Below are 22,958 nucleotides of genomic sequence, written 5' to 3' on the forward strand. Positions count from 1 at the left end.
TCGTAATAGATAATTTATGAATAATGCAGGTTATAATCTTTAGGGCTTTTGCGTGGAAAATTTTATCAGCCGGAACAAAGTAGCATAATCCTCTTTATCCCTTTACTCAAACCTCCTTTAAACTTTTACAAATAACTGGTAATTAATTGTTTGTAAAACTAAAGAGCAAACAGCAACTCTCTAATATTAAAAACTTTGTGTCATTGCGTCTCTGCGTTTAGGCTTTTTAACTTCCTATTATTTACAATACTCCTTTAATTTTTTGCAATACACTGTAAACCAATTGTTTGTGTACAAGAATGTTCGTTTATTAAAATGCAGTATATCAATGTTATATGAATCATCTTATATCTAACAAAACCATAAATCGCTTAAAATATGTCATTTATGCACTTTTGTCAGCTTCTGGAATATGTCAGTACCTCTAAAACATTGCTATTGACTATTGACTAAAAACTACTGACTAAATTACTTATATCTATAAATCTAACGATCTATTGAATTACTTTTTCGAATTTAATTTCAGGCGTTTTTTAATATTCTTTATAGAAATGGCGTGCTTAGCCGTTCCCTGATCCCCCAGCAAAAAAGCATAAGGCTTCATAGAATCAATATGTGACAAAACAATCCTTGTAATGGCCAGAAAAGGCACAATAAGCAACATTCCGGGAATACCCCAGACAATACTTGCTGCCACCAGTCCGGTGATGATAAAAAAAGGATTGACCCGAACATTACCCCCTACAATGTTGGGCGTTAAGATATTGTTTTCGATAAACTGAATAATAATAAAAAGAATGACCACTCTGAAAGCCAGCGCCGGATCATTCTCTCCTATCAGTGCAAATAACAAGGGTACAGCACCACCAAGAAGAGTTCCGAAATAAGGAATAAAATTAAACAGAGCCGAAATAATTCCCAATGCGATTGGGTAACGTAGCCCGATTATCATTAGCCCGGATGAATTAATGATACACAAGATAAAAACAACAGCAAGTACACCTGCCATATACCGTGCAAAAACCCTGGATATCTCTCTAAGTATGGTAATTACTTCCTGACGATGCTCCCGCCCAAAAATCATCATCAAAAAATAAGCAAACTTAGTTCGGTAATACAAAAACAGAAAAATATAGACCGGAAGCAGACCGAAATTAACAATCGTACTGGTTGTAGCATTAAAAATGTCCTGAACATACTGACCACCTGATGCCAGCAAATTACCCGCCTGCTCTTTAATCAGGTTTCTTGTCTCCTCCTTGTCGAATCCGAAATGTTCGCTGATTCCGGACACCGAATCGGCAAGATTCCTCAAACCTGCCTCGGCAAGCCTTGGAAAATCTCCGGCAATCGGTGTAATTTTACTGTAAGCCAAAAGAGCTAAACTAATCAGGATACCAAGCCCGGTAATAATGGCAATAAAATTGGCCAGTATTCTTGGAATTTTGTGTTTCTCAAGCCAATTAACAACCGGATAAAACAAATATGACAATAAAAAACCGAAAGCTATAGGCCATAAGAAATCACGTACAGCAATAAGACCATAAACAAAAAGAATAATCGCCAGTAATGAATAACTGACACGCTGTACCATCAAGTATCTTCGTTCCGATCGGTTATATTCTACTCCTGATTTCATCAGTATAAAAGTTAGTCTAAGATATTGGTCTGATGGAACTCGCATGATTGGGTTTATACATGTTCACTTGTAACAAACCTTTGTCATACTTGTTTCATCAACCTGATTGATCTATTTCCGGACAACGAAGTTAGTGAAAGTCTTGAAGGATGTAACTAAAGGTTACATTGTTTTTTTTCAACAAATAATCTCTATCATTTCTTGATCCATAATAGAATCAATAAATCAGCAGGTCTTTAGATATAAGATGTTAGATGATTTTTACAACCTTGATATACTGTATTTTAAGAAACAAGCCTGTTTAGATACAAACAATTGGTTTGCAGGTTATTGCAAAAGTTTAATGAAGTATTGAGAATAGTTGGTTAATTTTTAGGATAAAGGTGACAGACAGAAGTTTAACAGACAGAAGGCAGAAGTAATAAATTTTGCAGAAAAGAATTTTTCAGTTTGTTCCGGAAATTTGCGTGATAAGCAAGCATAGATGAGTGCGGTATAAAAAGCATATTTTTGTCAAAATCAAGGCGTTTTAAATTTTTGTACCGGAGTTAACTCGTTGTTAATGAGGATGCAAAAATTTAAAACAACACAGAGTTTGGCAACAAAGATGCTTTTTAGACCGGGCTCATAGATGTTTTAAGATTACTTTATCTGTTTATCCTTTTTAATTATCTTTGCAGAAACTAACGTAGCTGGTTTTCCACATTAAGAATATGAATAAATGCCTGCATGCGAGTTTTATTCGATCTTAATAAATAAATTTTATACTAATGAAACAAGCATGACAAGGTTTGCCTTAATAGATCATTAGATTTTTAGAGATGTAAGATGAAATGAACATAAATAGTACGTGTCTATAAACTCGCAAAAAAATTTTTACAGTATGTGTGTCTGCTCAGAAAGTGCCGGTTGCAAGGCTTGCGAAGCCGCCAAAACCGCAGTTTACTAATCGTAAATAAGTGTTTTGGCGGCAAGCGTAACACAGCAAATGGGACCTTATGGACAAACACTAAATAGGTTTACCACGATAAGAATACGAATAAATGCTTACATGCGAGTTCCATCAGACCAATAACTTAGACTAATTTTATACTGATGAAATACCATCTGATAACACTGGGATGCCAGATGAATATTGCCGACAGTGAAAGGGTAAGTGCTGTGCTGGAAAAAATGGGCTATGAATGGACCGAAAAAGAAGAAGAGGCCAACCTCCTGGGAATGCTGGCCTGCTCAGTACGTCAGAAACCGATAGATAAGGTCTATAATAAAATAGCCGAATGGAACCGTTGGAAGAACCGGCGCAATCTCATAACATTTATCTCAGGCTGTATATTGCCTGCGGACAAAGAAAAACTACTGAAACAATTCGACATCATATTTGCCATGAGCGAATTGTCACAGTTGCCCGACATGATCCGAAACTACGGTGTGGTCAACGAAGCTTCGGTGCATATTCCCGAACTTCGAACACCAGAAAACAAAAATATTGTAGGTCTTTGGGGAATTAAGCCTAAATATCAGTCTACATTCGAAGCATTTGTTCCAATCCAGAATGGTTGCGACAAATTCTGCACTTTCTGTGCTGTTCCTTATACCCGGGGACGGGAAGTTTCGCGCCCATCGGGCGAAATTATTGATGAAGTGCGCCACCTGGTGAATCAAGGCTATAAATCAATTACTTTGCTGGGACAAAATGTTAACTCCTACGGCCTGGATAAAAAAGGAAAAGAAATAGGGTTTGCCGAATTGCTGCGCAGAATTGGAGAATTTGGCAATAATTCGGGAAAAAAATTCTGGACATACTTCACCTCTCCGCATCCACAAGATATGAACAGGGAAGTAATTGAAGTAATTGCTCAATATCCTTGCCTGGCCAAACAAATTCATCTTCCAATGCAAACCGGAGACGATAAAGTATTGATTAAGATGAACCGCAAACACTCCATGGCAAAATACCGGAAAATAATCAATGACATCCGTGAACTTATTCCACAGGCCACCTTGTTTACTGATATTATCGTCGGTTTTACAGGGGAAGATGAGAAAGCATTTCAAAACACTGTAGCTGCAGTCAATGAATTCAAATTCAATATGGCTTTTATTGCCATGTATTCACCAAGACCGGGAGCTGCCAGCTACAGGTGGGACGACGATGTGCCACAGGAGGTAAAAAAGGAACGTCACCACAAATTGTCAGAAGTCATGAAACATCACACCAGAGCTTACAATGAAAGCCTGATTGGAAAAACACTGAAAGTCCTGGTCAACGGGCAGGATCGCAAAACCGGCTTCAGCAAAGGACTTACCGAAGGCAAAATTACTGTGCGGCTCGATCGTTATGTCCCGGATATTACAGGTAGTATTATAGATGTGAGAATTACTTCAGCTGCTGACATGTCGCTCAGTGGAGAAATTATTAAAAACGTCAGGATTAATCACGAACAACCCGTTGCAAACCCAATGACAGACTAAAACAACAGAAAAGAATCAATGGAAATCATTACAAACAATAAACTTCATCAGAAAATATCCATGCTCCCCGGAACAGGCCGCAGAGTAGCATTCAAGACGCTGGGTTGCAGGCTCAATCAATACGAAACGGATGCACTGGCCACCCAGTTCGATCAGGCCGGTTACCAAATTGTTGATTTCAATGACCAGGCCGATGTAGTGGTTGTCAACACCTGCACTGTAACTAACAAAAGTGATCAGAAATCGCGCAACCTCATCAATCAGGCAGCCCGAAACAACAAAGGTGCAGTGGTGGTTGTTACCGGTTGCATGGCAAACAACCATAAGGAACAACTTGAAAGTGAAAAGAAAATAACCTACGTAGTCGAAAATAACCGAAAAGGCAATATCAGGGAACTGGTAGATGCCCACCTGCGTGGAGAAATCGTTCATCCATCCGGAATAGCGGGCGACGTATTTCATTACAGCAGTGTGGATAAAAGTCTGCATACCCGCAGTGCCATTAAAATACAGGACGGCTGCGATAATTACTGTACCTTTTGTATTATTCCCACTGTTAGAGGCCGTGCCGTCAGCCGGCCATTGCCCCAAATTGTTGAGTATGTTCGTCAAACACTTGACAACGGTTTTAAAGAATTGGTAATAACAGGTGTTAACATAGGCCGGTACCATTGGAAGGACAAAAGATTTGAAGACGTAGTTGAAGCCATCCTGGAAATTCCCGGTGATTTCAGAGTACGTATTTCATCTTTGGAACCCGACGGTTTTGGAGACCGTTTTTACGATCTCTTTAAACACCCTAAACTTGCTCCTCATCTACACCTTTGCCTGCAAAGCGGATCGGACAAAGTGCTGCTTCGTATGCGCCGGATGTATAGTCTGAAACAATTTGCAGACATCCTGGAACGGTTCAGAAGCATTCGCCCCAACTTTAACTTCACTACGGACATGATCGTTGGCTTTCCGGGTGAGACCGATGCCGATTTCAGGGCCAGCCTGGAAGCTGTACAACGCTTTCAATTCAGCCACGTTCATACTTTCAAATATTCGGTACGCCAGGGAACCCGTGCTGAACGTATGGAAAACCAGGTCCCTGAAAAATTGAAGGCCGAACGTTCTGCAATACTCAGAGAATTATCAGAAAAAAATCAAATGAAAATCTATTCGTCGTTCATCGGAAAAACTCAGCGGGTTCTTATTGAAAAAATCGACAGAAACGGTTTTGCAACCGGATATGGTGAACATTACATTCCATTTCGCTTTTATGCCAGGCAACTCGAAAAAAACACCTTTCATAATGTTAGAGCCGTCCGAACAGAAGTTTTCGATGAAAAAGTGAGATTGTTCGGGCAAATTGTTCAGACAAGAAGCAGCAAAGAATTCAAATTAGACCGATTACAATAAAAACTCCTTACAATCGCCTTCACCCAGTTCATAAACTTTATCCACAAAACCAATTTGAATCTGAGGCGAACGCCCCGACTCAAAGGAGACTTCAACACGTCGCTGAGTAAAGTGCAGCCATATCCAATGACCACGATACCTGATACGCATATTGAATCCTTTAATCTCCCTCGGGAGCCTGGGGTTCAGCCAAAGTATGCCGCCCCGGATTTCCAGTCCGGTATAGCAACGCTAAATCATATCTACCGTTCCGGCCATGGCTCCAAGGTGAATGCCCTCAGCCGTTGTTCCGCCCTGAATATCTTCGAAATCGCTTTTGAGCGACTCCTGGAAAATATGATAAGATTCTTCGCGATCGGTACGTGAAAAGACCCAGGAATAAACCAGACGGCTTAAAGTAGAGCCATGTGAGCTTCTTTTAATATAATAGTCCACCATATCAGGAATAGTTTCCCTGTTAAACTGATATCCTATGCGGCGGAACAAAGATTCAAGCTCGTCGGCCGAAAGCAGATAGAACAACATCAACACATCGGCCTGTTTACTGACTTTGTAACGGTTAGGACTATCCCCTTCGGCTTTCAATATTCTGTCGAGACGCTGTATATCGCCATATTTCTTACGATACTTTTCAAAATCCAGTTCTTTAAGCTTTTCATATCCTTCGAACTGGCTGATAATTCCGTTATCCATGAATGGGACAAACATATTTCGACTGATCTCCTCCCAACGTTCAATTTCTTCGTCATCAATCTTAAGGTCGGTAAATAATTCACGTTTGCGGGTATCCGAAAGCAGATCAATGAAGTCCAGAGCAGTACGCAAGACCCAAACCGCCATCACATTGGTGTAGGCATTATTGCTGAGTCCCGGTTTATCAGAATCAGGGTATTGAGTGTGAAATTCATCGGGCCCGACCACTCCATTAATTTCAAATTTTTCCCGTTTTTCGTTGTAGGTTGCCAGGCTCGACCAAAAACGGGCAATCTCGAACATCATTTCAGAACCATAAGCTGTCAGAAATTCAATATCCCGGGTTGCTTCGTAATACTGATAAATATTAAAAGCAATGGCAACACCCACGTGACGCTGAAGGTAGGTGTTATCCGGATCCCACTTCCCGGATTTGGGATTGAGGTGAACCACCTGACTCTCTTCTCTTCCATTGCTCCCGCTCTGCCAGGGATACATAGCCCCTCTGCACCCTGCTTTCCGGGCTGCTCTCCGGGCTGCCGGAAGACGGTGATAACGATACATCAGTAATGAGCGTGCCAACTCTGGCAACTGTAGGTTCAAAAAAGGAAAAACAAACAATTCATCCCAGAAAATATGTCCCCGGTATGCTTCTCCATGCCAGCCACGAGCAGGAATCCCCACATCTAGCCCTATGGTATTATTGGAAGCTGTTTGAAGAATATGAAAAATATGAAGGCGCAAAATCATCTGGGTAGTATCCCCGTCCTTGATATCAATATCGCACCTGTGCCACAATTCGGCCCAGGCATGAGCATGAGATTCCAGTAGTTCTTCGAACATACCCGCATCCGATAATACATTTCGAGCCTCAAGAACCGGCTCCGTGATTGCCCTGTCACGTGAAGAAAAGAAAGAAACAATTTTTTCTATTCTCACTGCTTGCTTTTCATAGCATTGCAAGTCAAAGAGATGAGCTACATAGCCTACTTTTTTGAAATATTGCCGCTCAACAAAAATTTCCTTTTCACCGTGATAAGCTCTTGTTCTTGCAGCCTGAACCACCCTGGTTTTAGACTGATTGGCCTGAACCCTCAAATAAATGCTTTCATCATCAAATTGTCCTATTTCGAGAGGCTGAAGATGCGCTGAACTCAGATCTCTGTATCGCGGTACACCGCTGTTTATGACTGTTCCATCCAATGCAGAACGAATCTGAATCTTTCCTGACCAGTTTTCAGGCGTAATTGTCCACTCAATCCCTGCAAAATGTGGATTATTCATATCAACAAACCTGCGACTAATCAACGATGTTTCCTTCCCATCTTCTTCCCTGAATTTTAATGTACGTTTGATTACGCCACGATATAAATCAAGCTCTTGCCTGAAATGCAATAATTCAACATCATCAATTCTAAACCAGTTGCCATTCTCATGTCTGAAAGTAAGACTCAACCAATTGGGCCAATTCACCAAATCTTCATTCTCAACAATACGGCCCGAAACTTCGGAACGTGCCCTGTTGTATCCGCCGGCCAGATAAGTTCCGGGATAATGACAACCACCTGCATCACATTCTTCGGCTGCCCCGCGTGTAGCGAAATAGCCATTCCCCAAGGTAAACAATGCTTCCCGAAGGGGCTCATGATCGGGAATATAATCCTCGTATATTACTTTCCAAAGGTCGTTTTGATTCATATCATTATATTTTTAAGCAGAAAGAAAATTTCTTAGCCTGATGGTAAAAAAAATGTACCAAACCCCATGAAATTATAACCTTTTTGTCCGATAACGGTTAGTTTTATGTTGTCAAATAAAAAAGGTCATATTTGAAGATTCTTAATTGAGAATATCGAAAAAACGAATCCGATTTTCTTAAAATTAGTAAAAATTGTTAGGATTCCAATAATATCTTTGCACCAAAAGAGTAAATAAAAATGGCAATGAAAGACTACAGAAACCTTAGACGCATACTGGGAGAACAGGAAAAATGGCCACAATTGTATATGTTCAAATTTATTGTTCCCAACCAGCATGGGAAAGTGGACAGAGTAGTGTCAATGCTGCCGAAGAAAGGAGAATTTTCTTTTAACCACACGAAAAGCATGCGTCATGTGGCCGTGACTTGCAAAGCGGTAATGAAACACCCTGATGAAGTAATTAAAATAACAGAGGAAATAACAACAATAGAAGGCGTGATTGACCTGTAGACTCAGGTAGTTTAAAGGAAATTGGCCTTCAACTATGAAACGAGCATGGAAAAGATTGCCATAGCAAGAATATGTATAAGTTCTTGCATGCGAGTTCCATTCGATCATATTAAACAAATTTTATACGAATGAAATACATCTTCATAATAGCTGCTTTTCATGCATTTTTTTTTGCGGCATTGTTATTTCTGAAAAAACCAAAACATCTACACGACAAAACACTGACTTACTGGCTAATATATCTTGGGTTATTTGCAGCTGCTTATGCATGGACTTCAAATACTCTGTTTCTTCAGAACCACTTTTTCTCCGGATTGCTGGTATCATTATTCATGCTTCACGGACCATTTTTGTATATGTATTTATCCGCTTTAGCTTCTAAAAAACACAATCTTAAAAAAACGTGATTATCTGCATTTTCTTCCGTTTGTTCTTTTCGTGATGTATTTGCTCATCTCTTTCAAATTCCCGGAGTATTCCGAGAGAATTAGAATGGATCATGTTTCACATAGCATCAGTCCACCAACATTATTCAGCATTTTTCTTATTCTCACAGCTCTGTCTGGCCCCTTTTATTTTGTATTGTCTGCCAAATTGTTTAAAAAGTTCGACATCAATATTTTCAATAACTTTTCGTTTTCCGAAAATATAGATCTTGACTGGTTAAGAAAGCTCGTATTAATTTTTGGAATAATCTGGTCAGCCTTGATTTTCATTGCTGTCATTCATCATGTGTTTCATCTGTTTTCCATGATTTTTTGCACTGACGGGTTGTTTCTTTCTTTGTCTCTCTTCATAATTCTTGTAGGATTTTTTGGTCTTAGACAGAAAGCCATCTTCATTAATTACTCCGCCGAAAATCAGGATTTTGTAACAAAACCCAAAAAAAGTGTTTCTGGATTGCACCTGAATGAATCGGATATTTCACGGTATACAAAACAAATAAAGAACTATATGAATTCTGAGAAGCCTTACCTTAACCCAAACCTTACACTCCCACAACTATCCAACGAATTAAATATTCCAACACACCATCTTTCTAAAGTAATCAATGAAAACTTTGAAATGAACTTCTTTGAATTCGTAAACCATTATAGAATTGATGAAGTGAAGAAAAAAATGAGCGAACCTGAAACAAACAGCCTTTCATTACTGGGCATCGCTTATGAAAGTGGTTTTAACTCTAAATCTGCTTTCAACAGGGTATTTAAAAATATCACCAACATGACACCGAGTGAATTCAAAAAAACAATAGACGCCTAACACTCAACTCATCAACTACATTCCAAACAACCTTTTTTACAAACAGGCACTAATTATTTCTCACAAAGAGGTCTTACTTTATGAAGTAGGTCGCACAAACTTAAACTCACCTATACTTTTGCTTCACAAGAATTATTAAAACCACTTAAAATTTAATGATTATGAATGCAAAAGTAAGAGTTACTAAAAGCCTAAAAATTAAGAGTTTTCTCCCCTTCTTTGTAATGATTGTTCTGTTAACAGCAGGAACAATACCAGGTTATGCTCATTGCGACTCATTGGATGGACCTGTTATCAAAGATGCAGAAGCAGCACTGAAAACAAACAACGTCAGTCTGGTGTTTAAATGGATTAATGAAGAACAGGAACAGGAGATTACATCACTATTCAAGAAAACATACGATCTACAGGATGGCGATCCTGAAATCTATGAACTGGTGAAAAACCATTTTTTTGAAACACTGGTTAGATGGCACCGGGAAACAGAGAATGCCCCTTATACAGGGCTAAAAGCAGCCGGAACAACAGAAAAAATAATACAGTTGAGTGATAAAGCTATAAAAGATAAAGACATTAACGATCTTATCAACAAGCTTAACAACCACACTGAACAGGTGATAAAAGACAGATTCGAAAAAGTACTGTTGTTGAATGAAATCAAAAATGAATCTGAACAAAAAGGCAGAAAATTTGTCGAAGCCTATGTGGATTACACACATACCATTGAAGCCCTGCATGATGTTTTGGAGCATGGCACATCACATTGAACAACATGTTTATTTACCTGGATGACAGGCTCTTTGCCTTTTATTCGGTGAAGTACCTGTCATCTATACTACAAATAAATTATGCATACAAAAGAAACAATTACAAACTCAGACATCAATCATAACAAAAAGCAAGTCATTGTAGTCGGGGGCGGGTTTGCAGGACTACAGTTGGCAAGAAACCTGGACAAACGATATTTTAATGTGTTGCTGATCGACAAGATCAATCATCATCAGTTTCAGCCCCTTTTTTACCAGGTGGCTACCTCACAAATAGAACCAGCCAGCATTTCTTTTCCTTTCAGGAATATCTTTAAAGGTCAAAAACACATCCAAATCAGAATGGCAGAGCTGTTACGGGTGAAGCCCGACCAACAAACCATAACCACAACAACAGGAGATTTTGAATACGATTACCTGATTATTGCCACTGGATGCAAAACCAACTATTTTGGAAATCCCAACATCCAAAATAATTCATTTTCATTAAAAACAACTTTTGATTCCATTACCATTCGGAATCATATCCTGCTTACCTTCGAAAAAGTGATTGCGGCAAAAAAAGAAGATCGTGAAAGCTTGCTCAATCTCGCCATTGTTGGTGGAGGGCCTACCGGGGTTGAACTTGCAGGCGCTTTCTCGGAAATAAAAAATGAGATTCTCCCAAAAGATTATCATGATGTGGACTTCTCAACATTCACCATACGTCTGATTGAAGGTAGCGACCGCATTCTGGGAAATATGAGTCCGCAATCGGGAAAAGCGGCTGCCCGGTACCTAAAAAAAATGGGAGTAATTCTTCAGACCAACACATTTGTGAAAAATTACGATGGAGAAACCATTACTCTTAGCACGGGAGAAACCATTAAAACAAAAAATGTTATCTGGGCTGCAGGTGTAACAGGAAATCCAATTGAAGGATTGTCAGAAAATGTTTTAGTTCCGGGCAACAGAATAAAAGTTGACCGCCAAAACAAAGTTAATAGATTCAGTAACATTTTCGCGGTTGGAGACATTGCCTACATGGAAACCCCAAAATATCCGAAAGGGCATCCGCAAGTAGCCAATGTAGCCATTAATCAGGCCAGACTATTGGCAAAAAATCTGAAACGAGCATTACTCAACAAACCGTTGAAAGATTATGAATATGTAGACCTGGGTTCCATGGCCACTATTGGGAGAAATAAAGCGGTTGTAGACCTCCCATTTATTAAATTCAAAGGATACCCGGCATGGCTGGTTTGGATGTTCCTGCACCTGATGCTCATTTTGAGCGTCAGAAACCGGCTCATCATTTTTATTAACTGGGCATGGCTTTATATCACCAAGAACACATCGCTTCGGCTGATACTGACCCCCGGCAGAAATACCCGAAACAACCACTAAACTATATCAGACTCTTCCCGACAACACCTTACAATTTCATTTATATGAATTTTTGTAGTATTAAGAACCGGTATGCCGTAATATTCATCATCGGGCAGAATCAATGGCAATTCGGTACAACCCATAATGACACCATCTATTCCATTGGTCTGCTTCATCTCATCTATAATCTGAAGGATTCCGTCCCGTGTTTCGTTTTTGAAGATCCCCAGCTCTATTTCTGAGAAAAGTTTTGTATTTAGATACTTTTTTTGAGTTTCACCGGGAACCGTAATTTCCATCCCCGACTTTTTAAATACATCACTAAAAAATGAGTTATTCATGGTTATACCTGTACCCAACAAGCCGCAATTCTTCAACTTCAAACGTCTGGCTTCGGAAGCAGTGGCATCAACAATACTAAGCATAGGCACATCAACCCTGCTTTGCAACTCGTCAAAAAACAAATGAGGCGTATTGGCTGTCAATGCAATAAAGTCGGGACCAGCTTTTTCAACTTTTTTTGAGTTTTTCCGACAGATAATCTACTGCGCCGCGCTCATCACCGGAATTTACCAATCCTATGAATCTGGAGAGATTGACGCTGTAAATAATGATATCCGGATAGTTTAAATCGTCACTTTCAGCTTTAAACTTATCAATAATCCCCTGATAATATTCCACTGTTGATTCAGGCCCCATTCCACCGATTAATCCAATTTTATTCATAATATTCTATTTTTCAGAAGTGTTATAAAACACAACCACGATAATTCATCTTTGTAACAGCAGACGCCATTTAAAGGCAAGCATTATCAAAGAAAAAACCTTCAACAATTCAAGCAATATGTAGTACAAATGTACTGGTGATTTGGAAACAGAATTGCCATCAATAATAGCCATTGCTCTTTCCGAGAGCACCGGCAATAAAACAAAGGTCTGCAAAATCAGCACAAGAATCACTACCCCTGAGAATAATTTCACTTCTCTGTTCAAATCGCCAAATTGCTGAATAACTATAAGCAAATAACCGAAAACCAGAACCCATTCAAGCAAATTGAGCGCCCGAAAAACTTTCATTCCGATACCAAGCCCTATTGACAGAGTAACCCCAGGAGCCTGGAACTTGAGCCATGCTTCCATAAAACTTATGGAACTAACAGCCCCGGCCCAAAACACCAATATTATTACAGCAAAAAAAGCAGATAATCTCATCAGTATAAAATTCATCTAAGTTATTGGTCTGATGGAACTCGCATGATTGAAGGTTATACATGTTCTTTAGTGACAAACCTTGCCATGCTCGTTTCATTTAGAAATACTTTTTATTTCAGCACAAAAATAAAAAGACCATTAATAAAGGACAATTTTATCCTTTATTTTTTACTATTTGTTTTTCATATTTGTTTTTCACACCCTCCTCTAAATCAATACACCGTTAACCTTTTACAGATGTATGGTGATTAATTGTTTACGCAATTAATGACACAAGCCGCAACTCTCTCATAATAAAAATTTTGCGTCATTATATCTCTGTGTTTAGGCTTTTTTTAACTGACTATTGCTAAATTTAAAGAAATCGAAAAAGCAGGGGTCATTTCAAGAAGTGTTATCCAACAATTTACAAAACCAAGTTGTTATGATGGAATAAAAGATGGTTCTATATTCAGAAGATAGATGCCAGACTATTGATGCCAATTTCACCAAATAAAAAATAAACTATGAGCAACCAACTGAACAAATACAGCCGTCTAATAACGCAGGACGAAAGTCTGCCGGCAGCTCAGGCGATGCTTTATGCCATCGGAATGAATGAAGATGACCGAAAAAAGCCCAGGTAGGCATCGTGAGTACCGGCTTCCAGGGAAACCCCTGTAACATGCATTTGAACGATATTGCCGCATTAGTAAAGAAAGAAGTCGACCGGCAGAAAAATCTTTACGGTCTCATTTTTCACACCATAGGGGTAAGCGATGGCATTACCAACGGAACTGAAGGCATGAAGTATTCACTTCCGTCGAGAGAGCTTATTGCAGACTCCATCGAAACCGTAGTCAGTGCCCAATTCTATGATGCTGTCATCCCCATTGTGGGTTGCGACAAAAACATGCCCGGGGCCATGATTGCGCTGGGCAGGCTCAATCGTCCAGCCATTCTAATGTATGGCGGAACAGTAAAGAAAGGACACTGGAAAAATAAAGACCTGAACATTGTATCGGCCTTTGAAGCCTATGGAGAAAAGCTGCGTGGAAACATTTCCGAATTCGACTATAAAGGTATTATTAAACACAGCATCCCCGGTGCCGGCGCTTGCGGAGGAATGTACACCGCCAACTCAATGGCCGCTGCAATAGAATGCATGGGAATGAGCCTGCCATTTACATCATCCAACCCGGCCGTTAGTCAACAAAAAAGAGATGAAGCCCACACCATCGCTTCAGCTATAAAAACAGTGCTTGAGAAAGACATCAAACCACGGGACATAATGACGAGCAAAGCTTTCGAAAACGCTATCACCCTCATTATGGCACTCGGTGGTTCTACCAATGCAGTGATGCATCTTATCGCCATGGCTAAATCGGTAGATGTCCCCCTTACTATAGACGATTTCCAGAAAATCAGCAATAAAACACCATACCTTGCTGATCTTAAACCAAGCGGCACCTTTCTCATGGAAGACTTGCATAACATTGGCGGTATTCCTTCGGTTATGAAATTTTTGCTCAAAGAAGGTTTTTTAGACGGCAACCCTATGACAGTTACCGGCAAAACAGTCGGAGAAAATCTTGAAGGTGTTCCAGATTTGAAAAAGGGACAGAAAATTATTTTTCCGGTCAGCAAACCCATCAAAACAAGCGGACATATTCAAATTCTTTATGGCAATCTGGCCACCGAAGGAGCCGTTGCCAAGATCACCGGTAAAGAAGGCGATTACTTCAATGGTCCTGCCCGTGTATTTGAGGATGAAAAATCGGCCATTGAAGGGATTCGCTCCGAGGTAAAGCCTGGCGAAGTCATCGTTATCCGCAACAGTGGCCCCAAAGGTGCACCGGGAATGCCCGAGATGCTCAAGCCGACAGGAGCCGTCATGGGAGCAGGTCTGGGAAAAGATGTGGCACTCATCACCGATGGTCGCTTTTCTGGTGGCTCGCATGGATTTGTGGTCGGACACATCACCCCCGAAGCCTATAGCGGCGGACTAATAGGCTTGCTTAAAAACGGAGACATCATTACCATTGACATCAATAAAAATTTGATTGAAGCCAAGCTGAGTAAAGAAGAAATTGAGATGCGTAAAAAATCATGGAACGGCCCAGTCCAAAACCCTGCAACAGGTATTCTCAAAAAATTCAGAGAACAGGTATCATCTGCTTCCGAAGGTTGCGTAACCGATGGTTAAAAATATAATCAAACACCAACATTATCATTAATTAGTGTCTGTCCATAATTACTTGATTAGCCTGAGGTTGAACGGGTACCGGTAGGAACGCCCTTCATTGGTTTCCATAATAGCCTTTATCACAAAAATGATGGTCAGAATTACAATTGCAATTAAAAGCGGAATACCAATTAAAACGACGCTCAGTAGTCCGGCAATCATGGCAGCAATCGCCACAGTGATCTGGAAATTCAGAGATTCTTTTCCTTCCTGATCAACAAAAGGATACTCATCTTTCTTTATTGCCCAGATGATCAGTGGTCCAATTACATTCCCAAACGGGATTATTAACCCGGCAAATGCTGCCAGATGGCAATACATCCCCCAGTTTTTTTCATCTGGAGTCATGGTTGGATAAATTTCATTTTGCATAATCGATTCACTTTATCATCTTATTAAATCTGTTTTAGACGGCAGCTCATTTTATGGGATATTCCAAATCCCCCTGTAAAATTATTATCTTTTTCTGACAAGTAAATAATAATTACGTCAGATTATTAGATTTTTAAATATAAGTAGTGTTTGTCCATATAGTACCATCTGCTGTGTTACGCTTGCCGCCAAAATACTCATTTACGAAAAGTAAACTGCGTTTTTGGCGACTTCGCAAGCCTTGCAACCGGCACTTTCTGAACAGACACAAATATTGTGAAAATTTTTGCGAGTTTATAGACGAGCACTAAGTAGTGCCTGTCTGTAAAGTAGGAAAGGTTTCCTGCTTATCATGTGTAAGGAAAATATTGTAAGCCCCCCTTTCTGTCCCATAAAAAATTAATTACCAGTAACGTGCAAAAGTTTAACGAACTATTATAATAATCAATAAATTTTAAAGAAAAACACTAACTTTGTTTTAACCTGCATTATTCATAAATTATCTATTACGATGCTCAACTATCGGTAAAACACAAGCGTCCTCATCAAATTTGATTTGAAAATAGTTCACTATTTCCTGCATCAAATTTGTCTGCGGTTGCTTGCGGTTTTTGATATTTGAACATCTCATGACGAAAACTTATGAATAAAGCAGGTTAAAGAAACGAGAATATCAAAAATTACCATAAAGATTATCAGATTTTTAGATACAAGATTTAAGATGTAGTGAAACGAACCCCGATTACTCCCCTATAAATCGGGGCAGGCAGGGACAAATTTCATTTTACCAATAAATTAGACATATTTCATACTGCTGAAAACCCAAATTAATGCATCCAACCAAACTAACCATACTGATTGCCGATGACATGGACAGTATTGCCGAATTTATTAAGGCGCAGCTGACCACGTTGAACGATAATATCGAGTTTTTGCGTGCTAAAGACGGCTATGAGACCTATCGTATTGCTCTTGAGTCGGCCCCCGACCTGATCTTACTTGATTGGGAAATGCCGGAAATTTCAGGGATGGATGCATTGAAAAACCTAAAGCTCAATTGTGAAACACAAGATATCCCGGTTATTATTATATCAAGCTTTTCGAGTTCAGACAAAGTTAAAGAAGCACTTGAGACCGGGGCCATAGATTATGTTCGCAAACCCATAGAAACCGATGAACTCATTGCGCGTGCCCGTTCGGCAATGACGCTTGCCAATACGCTTAAAGAACTCAAATATCAGAAACAGCAATTGGAAGCAGAACAGAAAAAAACCCACCGGATTCTGAAGAATATTCTTCCAGCCGAAGTAGTAAAATCGTTGAAAAGCGGTGAGGTCATTCAACCCAGACCCTACAGAAATGTCACCATACTCATAGCCGATCTGGTCAACTTCACAGAAAAGGCAACACGTATGTCTCCCAGAAAGCTACTGGACGAATTGCGTATTATATTCACCAAATTCGACGAAATATCTCAAAAGCATAATTGCGTGAGAATAAAAACAATAGGGGATGCCTATATGGCTGTGAGCGGAATGTTTAGCAACTCAAAAGAGCATGCACTGCGGGCAGCTAAAGCCGCCAATGAGATGCGCGATTTCATAGTGGAACGTAACCGGAAAAACGGCGTGCAATGGGAAGTCAGAATCGGCCTTAATTCAGGGGAAATTATTGCCGGTTTCATCAGCGAACACAATCTTTCTTACGACATTTTTGGCGATAATGTTAACATTGCTGCCAGAATGCAAACATATAGCGGTCCCATGCAGATCAATATTTCCGAAACGACCAAAAAACTGCTGGAACCTCATTATACATTTGTACGCCGGGTTCCACAAAAAGTAAAGGGTAAAGGCATGATAGAAATGTATTATCTTCACAAACCCAAAATGCCTGAGGGGACGAATGGTAAAAAGCAAAACCCTGAATCAACGCCTAAAGTTATTTAATCAGATTTTCAGGATGTAAGATTCATCTTAGTTCTTATATCTAAATATCTTTGATAAAATAACATCATCCTTTCTTCTGAAGCGGCCTGTATTTTATCCGATGTGGCGTATCATCTCCAATACGACGTTTCTTGTTTTCCTCGTAATCGGAATAACCTCCCTCGAAAAAGTATACGTTTGAATTTCCTTCGAATGCCAGAATATGAGTTGCTACCCGGTCGAGGAACCAGCGATCGTGAGACACAATAACGGCACATCCTGCAAAATCATCAAGCCCTTCTTCAAGTGCCCGTAAAGTATTCACATCAATATCGTTGGTGGGCTCATCGAGCAAAAGGACATTGGCCTCTTCCTTCAGAGTCATAGCCAGATGCAGCCGATTGCGCTCACCGCCAGAAAGCATTCCGCACTTCTTTTGCTGATCCACTCCCGAAAAATTGAATCTTGCAATATAGGCTCTGGCATTGATTTCGCGTCCCCCCATTCTCAGTGTTTCATGGCCTTCCGATATTACTTCATAGACCGTTTTCTCCGGGTCAATATCCGTATGCGATTGATCAACATACCCTGTTTTCACAGTGTCGCCTATTTCGAAAACACCGCTGTCAACAGTCTCCTGTCCCATAATCATGCGGAAAAGCGTAGTTTTTCCTGCTCCATTGGGACCAATAACCCCGACAATTCCGTTGCGTGGCAATTTAAAATTAAGATTATCAAACAACAACCGGTCACCATAAGCTTTGGCAACATTATGTGCTTCGATGACCTTTTCGCCCAGTCGGGGTCCGTTGGGTATAAAAATCTCCAGTTTTTCCTCCTTTTGCTTAACATCTTCCTGCATCAAACTTTCATACGCAGAGAGGCGGGCTTTAGACTTGGCCTGACGGGCTTTGGGGGCCATGCGCACCCATTCAAGCTCTCTTTCGAGCGTTTTTCTCCTTTTCGAGGCATGCTTCTCTTCCATTTCAAGCCTTTTGGCTTTCTGTTCAAGCCATCCTGAATAATTACCTTTCCATGGAATACCTTCTCCGCGGTCGAGTTCCAGTATCCAGCCGGCAACGTTATCCAGAAAATAACGGTCGTGAGTAATGGCAATAACAGTTCCTTTATATTGCTGCAAATAGTATTCGAGCCATTGCACCGATTCAGCATCCAGATGGTTGGTAGGCTCATCAAGCAATAGAATATCGGGTTCCTGAAGTAACAACCGGCACAAAGCAACACGACGGCGTTCCCCACCCGACAACTCGCTAACCGGCTGATCTTCGGGTGGACAGCGCAATGCATCCATCGCTCTCTCGAGGCGGGTATCAAGATTCCAGGCGTCGTACTGATCGATTTTCTCCTGCAGTTTAGCCTGCTCATCCATAAGGGACTGCATTTTATCGGGATTTTCCAGCACCTCAGGATCACCAAATTTCAGGTTTACTTCCTCGTAGGCATTAAGGATGTCAACAATATCCCTGACCCCTTCCTCTACAACCTGTTTTACAGTCTTTGAATCATCAAGAACCGGTTCCTGCTCAAGAAATCCAACCGAATAGCCGGGAGAAAAAACCACCTCTCCCTGATATTCTTTCTCCACTCCGGCAATTATCCTGAGCAACGTGGATTTTCCTGACCCGTTAAGCCCGATAATACCGATTTTGGCCCCATAAAAAAAGGAGAGGTATATATTATTTAATACTTTTTTTGCGGGGGGAAAATTTTGCTCACCCCCACCATGCTGAAAATTACTTTCTTATCTTCTGACATAAAAATTCAAGAGTTTATCAAACAGTCACGAAACATCAAAAAATTCCTGCAAATGACCATTACCGTATCTTTTTCAGATCTTTTTCCTGAAAAGCGTCATCTGCTGCTTTTTTGGCCATTTCGTAATCGAAGTAGTAAATAGTGGGCTCTCCGGCTCCCACAAGCATTTTGTAGACTCTTGCTCTGATGCGGGTATGCTCAGGTCCTACTTTATGTAAAAATACAACATCTTCACGTCTGTCCTTTATCGCTTGTGCCACTTCCTCACGCGTAACAATTTCGAATTCATGAGGATAAATATCTTTGATCTCGGCTTCTGTATCGATCTCTTTTGCCAGTTCATCTTTCACCAGATAAAGCGTTTTGCTCTGCAACTCATCTTTTTTCTTCCGGTTGTAAAAATTAAACGGATCGCTTCCAATCAAAGAAGGATCCTCAAGCATCAATTTAACATGGTTTTGCATAAACCTGAGAAATGCTTCGAGCTTATAACTGTAAGTGTCGTCTTCTACATCGACATATCCCAGCGGAAGTGAACACAAATCGGGCATGTTGCCGACACTTTTGGCCCTTTCGGCCATGAGCAGGCTAAGAAACTTATAGCGTGCTTTTGTCCTGTCTTTTTCAAACGAGGCTATGGTAATCATCAAAAAAGAATAATCGGAATTGTTGCGATAAGCTTCAAATTCGGCATCATCAATAAATTCATAAGGCGTAATGGTCCATGTATTCTCCATTATGTTCCTGATGACCAGATTGAAGTCACTCATCGGATTTTTCTCAAGTAAAACGAGCGTTTTACTTTTCATAAAATTCTGATAATCTTCCAGTTCAGGAACATGCTCCTGAGCAGGAGAGTATGCCTGAAAAGCTATCAGCATCAATAAAAGTAAGGACAGCTGCTTCATGTTATTTCTTTTTTATCAGTTTAAAATTAATCGAATTCAATGCTCTGTTAAACTTTCACGAATGTCTGAAATTAATTATTTGCACAATCAATGACACAAATCACAACTCTCTCATAATAAAAACTTTGTGCCTTTGCGTCTTTGCGTTTAGGCTTTTTTTAACTGACTATTGAATTCAATCAGTCGCCAAAATAAACAAAAAAATTGCGATATTTAAGTTCTGATTGCAACATTTGATCATTTAGACAGGAATGCATCTGATTATATAGTGTCTGTCCATAAAGTGCCATTTACGGTGTTACGCTCGTCCGAAAATTACTCATTTACGATGAGTAAACTCCGTATTTTCGGACTTCGCAAGCCTTGTAAATAACACTTTCTGAACAGACACATGATAAGTAGGAAATTTTTCCTACTTTATAGACATGCACTATATATAGTGTCTGTCCATAAAGAACATTTGCTGTGTTACGCTTGCCGCCAAAATACTCATTTACGAGTAGTAAATTCCGTTTTTGGAGGCTTCGTAAGCCCTGCAACCGGCACTTTCTGAACAGACACACATATTGAAAAAATTTATGCGAATTTATACAACAGTCCGTTAAACTTTTACAATACGTTGCAAACCAATTGTTTGTGATTAATAGGTTATATTAATTAAAATGCAGTATATCAAGATTATATGAATCGTCTTATATCTTATATCTAAAAATCTAACGATCTATTGTTATAGATACGCAGTATATAAAGAGGTATTTTTGTCAAAGCTATGTTGTTAAGGGTATGTAATAAACTTGTATGGATTTTTTCGCTTTCGAATCGCCACGTATTACACACCCGGATTTTTGAACACAGATTGCCACATTATTAATGAGCGGTAATAATTCTCGTTAACACTGAGATTGAAAAAGAATTTTTTAGGTGAAAATCAGGAGTAATTTAATTAATAACCAGGACCATGCTCACAAATTTTTTAAACAGAATTGTCAGCTTGTTTATACCGGAAAGAGAAGACAATGCCGACATGGATTCCAAGACCAAGACCTTACTTATTAATATCACCAACTTTCTTTTCTTCTTCATCGTACTGGTTGAGGGTATTATTTCTCTCATTGATGAAAACCTTGTATTAGCAGCGCCGCTGTTGTTTATTGTTTTAACATTTGCCCTTAATTATTATTTCAGCTCACGCGACGAACAGGACGTAAATTTCCAGAACTTTTATCTGCTTCTTCTTTTCCTGACTTTTCTGATTTTCACCCTCACCGGCGGAAATTCAGGTTTCGATGGTTACTGGTCTGTTTTTTTCCCTTTACTTTCGATTACTATTGCCGGCAGAAAAAGAGGCGGAGTTTGGGCGCTCTCACTGCTTGCCGCCATGCTGCTGTTTTTTGTGATCCCGATTAAAACTATTTCATGGATAACGGAGTACTCAACCGGACAAAAAATTTTTCTAACCGGCTCTTACATTATCGCCTTTGTTATAGGCTATACTTTTCAGTTTATTCGCTCTGAAGTATCTCTTGAAAAAGACCGGCAAATTCTCGAATCGGAAAACCAAAACCGTGCACAGGAAAGTTTAATCAATAAATTATCGTATCAAATCAGAACCCCGTTGAACAACATTACCGGCATCCTTGAGTTGCTCGATAACTCGGTAATGAACGATAAGCAACGCGACTACATTAATACCATTCAGGCTTCAACCAATAATCTGGTAGATGTTGTCAATAATCTTGTTTTTTCATCAAAGACCGTCTCTCATGAGCCGGAGAATATTACCAGTTTTAATCTGTATACGGTACTAAACAATACCATCAGACTTTTTTCTGGCAAACCCGGTATGGACAGAACAAGATTTAATCTTTCTCTCTCTGCGGGTATCCCGACATCTATTACCGGAAACAGCGTGAAGATCAAACAAATTTTTCTGAATATTATAAACAGTATTCTAAAAAATAATGACATGCCAAACCGGTTTGTCACTATAGAAGTCAACCGAATGGACGGGATGCCCGGAAAAGTGGAGTTGTTGTTTCGCATTATTACCAATATGACGATTCGGGCAGAGAACTCAGGACTTTCAGATGAAGGATTTTATAATTCAAAAGACATTGACAGGATCAATAACAGCCGTCTTATTGATTATCTGGATCTGGGTATAACTATGAAAATTATTGAATCGGAAGGCAAGTCGTTTTCCATCTTCACCGAAGAAAACAAAACCATTTTCGAATTTAGCTCCACCCTCTCGGAAAAAATCGACACTGAAGACACCATTAGCGACAAACACAAAAATTACCTGAACGAAGAAACACAAAAGCCTGGTATTGATTTAAAAGATGCAAATATTCTTCTTGCTGAAGATAACCTTAGTAACCAGCAAATAATCATTCTGTACATCAAAAATGCTGTAAAAAAGGTTGATGTTGCCCTTAACGGTAAAGAAGCCCTGGAAAAGTTCGGGCGAACTAAATACGACCTGGTGCTCATGGACATTCAAATGCCTGTGATGGACGGCATTAAGGCCACTCAGAAAATAAGGGAAATTGAACAAAGTACCAGCTCACATACACCAATCATCACCGTAACAGCCAACGCTTTTCCCGAGGACAAAGAACGATGTCTTGCTGCGGGAATGGATGATTACATCAGCAAACCTTTCCAGCCCGATGAATTATTGCAGATGATAAAAAAACATCTGCAGTAGAGACGCATG

19 protein-coding genes are annotated in these 22,958 nt (G+C 39.8%); 10 read left to right on the plus strand and 9 right to left on the minus strand.

Annotation, left to right across the window (positions count from 1 at the left end):
* Nucleotides 1-502: 502 nt before the first annotated feature.
* Nucleotides 503-1,639, minus strand: a complete 1,137-nt coding sequence (locus OQ5_RS0119050; protein ID WP_016779015.1) for an AI-2E family transporter — start codon at nucleotides 1,637-1,639, stop codon at nucleotides 503-505.
* 1,095 nt (nucleotides 1,640-2,734) lie between these two features.
* Here OQ5_RS0119050 and miaB point away from each other — a divergent pair.
* Nucleotides 2,735-4,114 carry a tRNA (N6-isopentenyl adenosine(37)-C2)-methylthiotransferase MiaB gene (gene miaB, locus OQ5_RS0119055; protein WP_016779016.1) on the plus strand — a complete coding sequence of 460 codons (1,380 nt, stop codon included), beginning with the start codon at nucleotides 2,735-2,737 and terminating at the stop codon, nucleotides 4,112-4,114.
* An 18-nt stretch (nucleotides 4,115-4,132) separates the two neighbouring features.
* On the plus strand, nucleotides 4,133-5,518 hold the full coding sequence (gene mtaB / locus OQ5_RS0119060; RefSeq protein ID WP_016779017.1) for a tRNA (N(6)-L-threonylcarbamoyladenosine(37)-C(2))-methylthiotransferase MtaB: 1,386 nt from the start codon (nucleotides 4,133-4,135) through the stop codon (nucleotides 5,516-5,518).
* On the opposite strand, the gene OQ5_RS25080 is transcribed toward mtaB, so the two are convergent.
* Both OQ5_RS25080 and OQ5_RS21725 read right to left on the minus strand, forming a co-directional pair.
* Complete coding sequence (locus OQ5_RS25080) at nucleotides 5,510-5,734, minus strand: glycosyl hydrolase family 65 protein (RefSeq protein ID WP_369688203.1); 225 nt, start codon at nucleotides 5,732-5,734, stop codon at nucleotides 5,510-5,512. The two genes, mtaB and OQ5_RS25080, sit on opposite strands and share 9 nt — an antisense overlap.
* Before the next feature lie 15 nt (nucleotides 5,735-5,749).
* Nucleotides 5,750-7,909 (minus strand): glycoside hydrolase family 65 protein, encoded by a 2,160-nt coding sequence (locus OQ5_RS21725; RefSeq protein ID WP_016779019.1) that lies wholly within the window; start codon nucleotides 7,907-7,909, stop codon nucleotides 5,750-5,752.
* Nucleotides 7,910-8,154: 245 nt separating this feature from the next.
* Here OQ5_RS21725 and OQ5_RS0119070 point away from each other — a divergent pair, with 245 nt between their 5' ends.
* The 5 genes from OQ5_RS0119070 (at nucleotide 8,155) to OQ5_RS0119085 (ending at nucleotide 11,837) form a co-directional block, all read left to right on the plus strand.
* Entirely contained in the window at nucleotides 8,155-8,421 is a 267-nt protein-coding gene (locus OQ5_RS0119070) for a hypothetical protein (protein WP_255297650.1), read from the plus strand.
* Between the two features lie 128 nt (nucleotides 8,422-8,549).
* On the plus strand, nucleotides 8,550-8,828 hold the full coding sequence (locus tag OQ5_RS25085) for a hypothetical protein (protein WP_016779021.1): 279 nt from the start codon (nucleotides 8,550-8,552) through the stop codon (nucleotides 8,826-8,828).
* Between the two features lie 547 nt (nucleotides 8,829-9,375).
* Entirely contained in the window at nucleotides 9,376-9,684 is a 309-nt protein-coding gene (locus OQ5_RS25090; RefSeq protein WP_255297651.1) for a helix-turn-helix domain-containing protein, read from the plus strand.
* A gap of 161 nt (nucleotides 9,685-9,845) precedes the next feature.
* A complete protein-coding gene (locus OQ5_RS0119080) occupies nucleotides 9,846-10,451 on the plus strand; it encodes a DUF6448 family protein (protein ID WP_016779023.1) in 606 nt (201 codons plus the stop codon).
* A gap of 81 nt (nucleotides 10,452-10,532) precedes the next feature.
* Nucleotides 10,533-11,837, plus strand: coding sequence for an NAD(P)/FAD-dependent oxidoreductase (locus OQ5_RS0119085; RefSeq protein WP_016779024.1), 1,305 nt, complete (start codon nucleotides 10,533-10,535; stop codon nucleotides 11,835-11,837).
* Here the strand turns inward: OQ5_RS0119085 and OQ5_RS21735 are convergent.
* The 3 genes from OQ5_RS21735 to OQ5_RS0119095 are packed head-to-tail and all read right to left on the minus strand — an operon-like array spanning nucleotide 11,834 to nucleotide 13,031.
* Nucleotides 11,834-12,304: an aspartate/glutamate racemase family protein gene (locus OQ5_RS21735; RefSeq protein WP_052308321.1), complete on the minus strand. Its 471-nt coding sequence runs from the start codon at nucleotides 12,302-12,304 to the stop codon at nucleotides 11,834-11,836. The two genes, OQ5_RS0119085 and OQ5_RS21735, sit on opposite strands and share 4 nt — an antisense overlap.
* A 25-nt stretch (nucleotides 12,305-12,329) precedes the next feature.
* Entirely contained in the window at nucleotides 12,330-12,545 is a 216-nt protein-coding gene (locus OQ5_RS22140) for an aspartate/glutamate racemase family protein (RefSeq protein ID WP_052308322.1), read from the minus strand.
* 45 nt (nucleotides 12,546-12,590) lie between these two features.
* Entirely contained in the window at nucleotides 12,591-13,031 is a 441-nt protein-coding gene (locus OQ5_RS0119095; RefSeq protein WP_100221967.1) for a hypothetical protein, read from the minus strand.
* 664 nt (nucleotides 13,032-13,695) lie between these two features.
* Here OQ5_RS0119095 and ilvD point away from each other — a divergent pair.
* Nucleotides 13,696-15,216 carry a dihydroxy-acid dehydratase gene (gene ilvD / locus OQ5_RS21740; protein WP_255297652.1) on the plus strand — a complete coding sequence of 507 codons (1,521 nt, stop codon included), beginning with the start codon at nucleotides 13,696-13,698 and terminating at the stop codon, nucleotides 15,214-15,216.
* Between the two features lie 48 nt (nucleotides 15,217-15,264).
* Here the strand turns inward: ilvD and OQ5_RS0119105 are convergent, their stop codons facing one another.
* A complete protein-coding gene (locus OQ5_RS0119105) occupies nucleotides 15,265-15,627 on the minus strand; it encodes a DUF4870 domain-containing protein (protein WP_016779028.1) in 363 nt (120 codons plus the stop codon).
* A gap of 830 nt (nucleotides 15,628-16,457) precedes the next feature.
* Between OQ5_RS0119105 and OQ5_RS0119110 the strand changes: the two genes are divergently transcribed.
* On the plus strand, nucleotides 16,458-17,576 hold the full coding sequence (locus OQ5_RS0119110; protein WP_016779029.1) for an adenylate/guanylate cyclase domain-containing protein: 1,119 nt from the start codon (nucleotides 16,458-16,460) through the stop codon (nucleotides 17,574-17,576).
* Nucleotides 17,577-17,640: 64 nt separating this feature from the next.
* On the opposite strand, the gene ettA is transcribed toward OQ5_RS0119110, so the two are convergent.
* Together ettA and OQ5_RS0119120 are read right to left on the minus strand one after the other, a co-directional pair.
* Nucleotides 17,641-19,251, minus strand: coding sequence for an energy-dependent translational throttle protein EttA (ettA, locus tag OQ5_RS21745; protein ID WP_044108127.1), 1,611 nt, complete (start codon nucleotides 19,249-19,251; stop codon nucleotides 17,641-17,643).
* Nucleotides 19,252-19,390: 139 nt separating this feature from the next.
* Nucleotides 19,391-20,239, minus strand: a complete 849-nt coding sequence (locus OQ5_RS0119120) for a hypothetical protein (protein ID WP_016779031.1) — start codon at nucleotides 20,237-20,239, stop codon at nucleotides 19,391-19,393.
* Between the two features lie 958 nt (nucleotides 20,240-21,197).
* Here OQ5_RS0119120 and OQ5_RS0119125 point away from each other — a divergent pair.
* The gene (locus OQ5_RS0119125) at nucleotides 21,198-22,949 is read left to right on the plus strand and encodes a response regulator (protein WP_016779032.1); all 1,752 of its coding nucleotides are present in this window, start codon (nucleotides 21,198-21,200) and stop codon (nucleotides 22,947-22,949) included.
* The last annotated feature ends 9 nt before the right edge of the window (nucleotides 22,950-22,958 follow it).

Source organism: Anaerophaga thermohalophila str. Valhall, from assembly GCF_000250735.1.
GTDB lineage: Bacteria > Bacteroidota > Bacteroidia > Bacteroidales > Marinilabiliaceae > Anaerophaga > Anaerophaga thermohalophila_A.

What these genes read in the sequence shown, in the direction of transcription:
- OQ5_RS0119105 (WP_016779028.1), bottom strand. Translation starts at nt 15,627, where the DNA reads ATGCAAAATGAAATTTATCCAACCATGACTCCAGATGAAAAAAACTGG.
- mtaB (WP_016779017.1), top strand. Translation starts at nt 4,133, where the DNA reads ATGGAAATCATTACAAACAATAAACTTCATCAGAAAATATCCATGCTC.
- OQ5_RS0119110 (WP_016779029.1), top strand. Translation starts at nt 16,458, where the DNA reads ATGCATCCAACCAAACTAACCATACTGATTGCCGATGACATGGACAGT.
- OQ5_RS0119095 (WP_100221967.1), bottom strand. Translation starts at nt 13,031, where the DNA reads ATGAGATTATCTGCTTTTTTTGCTGTAATAATATTGGTGTTTTGGGCC.
- OQ5_RS0119125 (WP_016779032.1), top strand. Translation starts at nt 21,198, where the DNA reads ATGCTCACAAATTTTTTAAACAGAATTGTCAGCTTGTTTATACCGGAA.
- ilvD (WP_255297652.1), top strand. Translation starts at nt 13,696, where the DNA reads ATGCATTTGAACGATATTGCCGCATTAGTAAAGAAAGAAGTCGACCGG.
- OQ5_RS0119120 (WP_016779031.1), bottom strand. Translation starts at nt 20,239, where the DNA reads ATGAAGCAGCTGTCCTTACTTTTATTGATGCTGATAGCTTTTCAGGCA.
- OQ5_RS22140 (WP_052308322.1), bottom strand. Translation starts at nt 12,545, where the DNA reads ATGAATAAAATTGGATTAATCGGTGGAATGGGGCCTGAATCAACAGTG.
- OQ5_RS0119080 (WP_016779023.1), top strand. Translation starts at nt 9,846, where the DNA reads ATGAATGCAAAAGTAAGAGTTACTAAAAGCCTAAAAATTAAGAGTTTT.
- OQ5_RS0119070 (WP_255297650.1), top strand. Translation starts at nt 8,155, where the DNA reads ATGAAAGACTACAGAAACCTTAGACGCATACTGGGAGAACAGGAAAAA.
- miaB (WP_016779016.1), top strand. Translation starts at nt 2,735, where the DNA reads ATGAAATACCATCTGATAACACTGGGATGCCAGATGAATATTGCCGAC.
- OQ5_RS21725 (WP_016779019.1), bottom strand. Translation starts at nt 7,909, where the DNA reads ATGAATCAAAACGACCTTTGGAAAGTAATATACGAGGATTATATTCCC.
- OQ5_RS0119085 (WP_016779024.1), top strand. Translation starts at nt 10,533, where the DNA reads ATGCATACAAAAGAAACAATTACAAACTCAGACATCAATCATAACAAA.
- OQ5_RS0119050 (WP_016779015.1), bottom strand. Translation starts at nt 1,639, where the DNA reads ATGAAATCAGGAGTAGAATATAACCGATCGGAACGAAGATACTTGATG.
- OQ5_RS25085 (WP_016779021.1), top strand. Translation starts at nt 8,550, where the DNA reads ATGAAATACATCTTCATAATAGCTGCTTTTCATGCATTTTTTTTTGCG.
- OQ5_RS25090 (WP_255297651.1), top strand. Translation starts at nt 9,376, where the DNA reads ATGAATTCTGAGAAGCCTTACCTTAACCCAAACCTTACACTCCCACAA.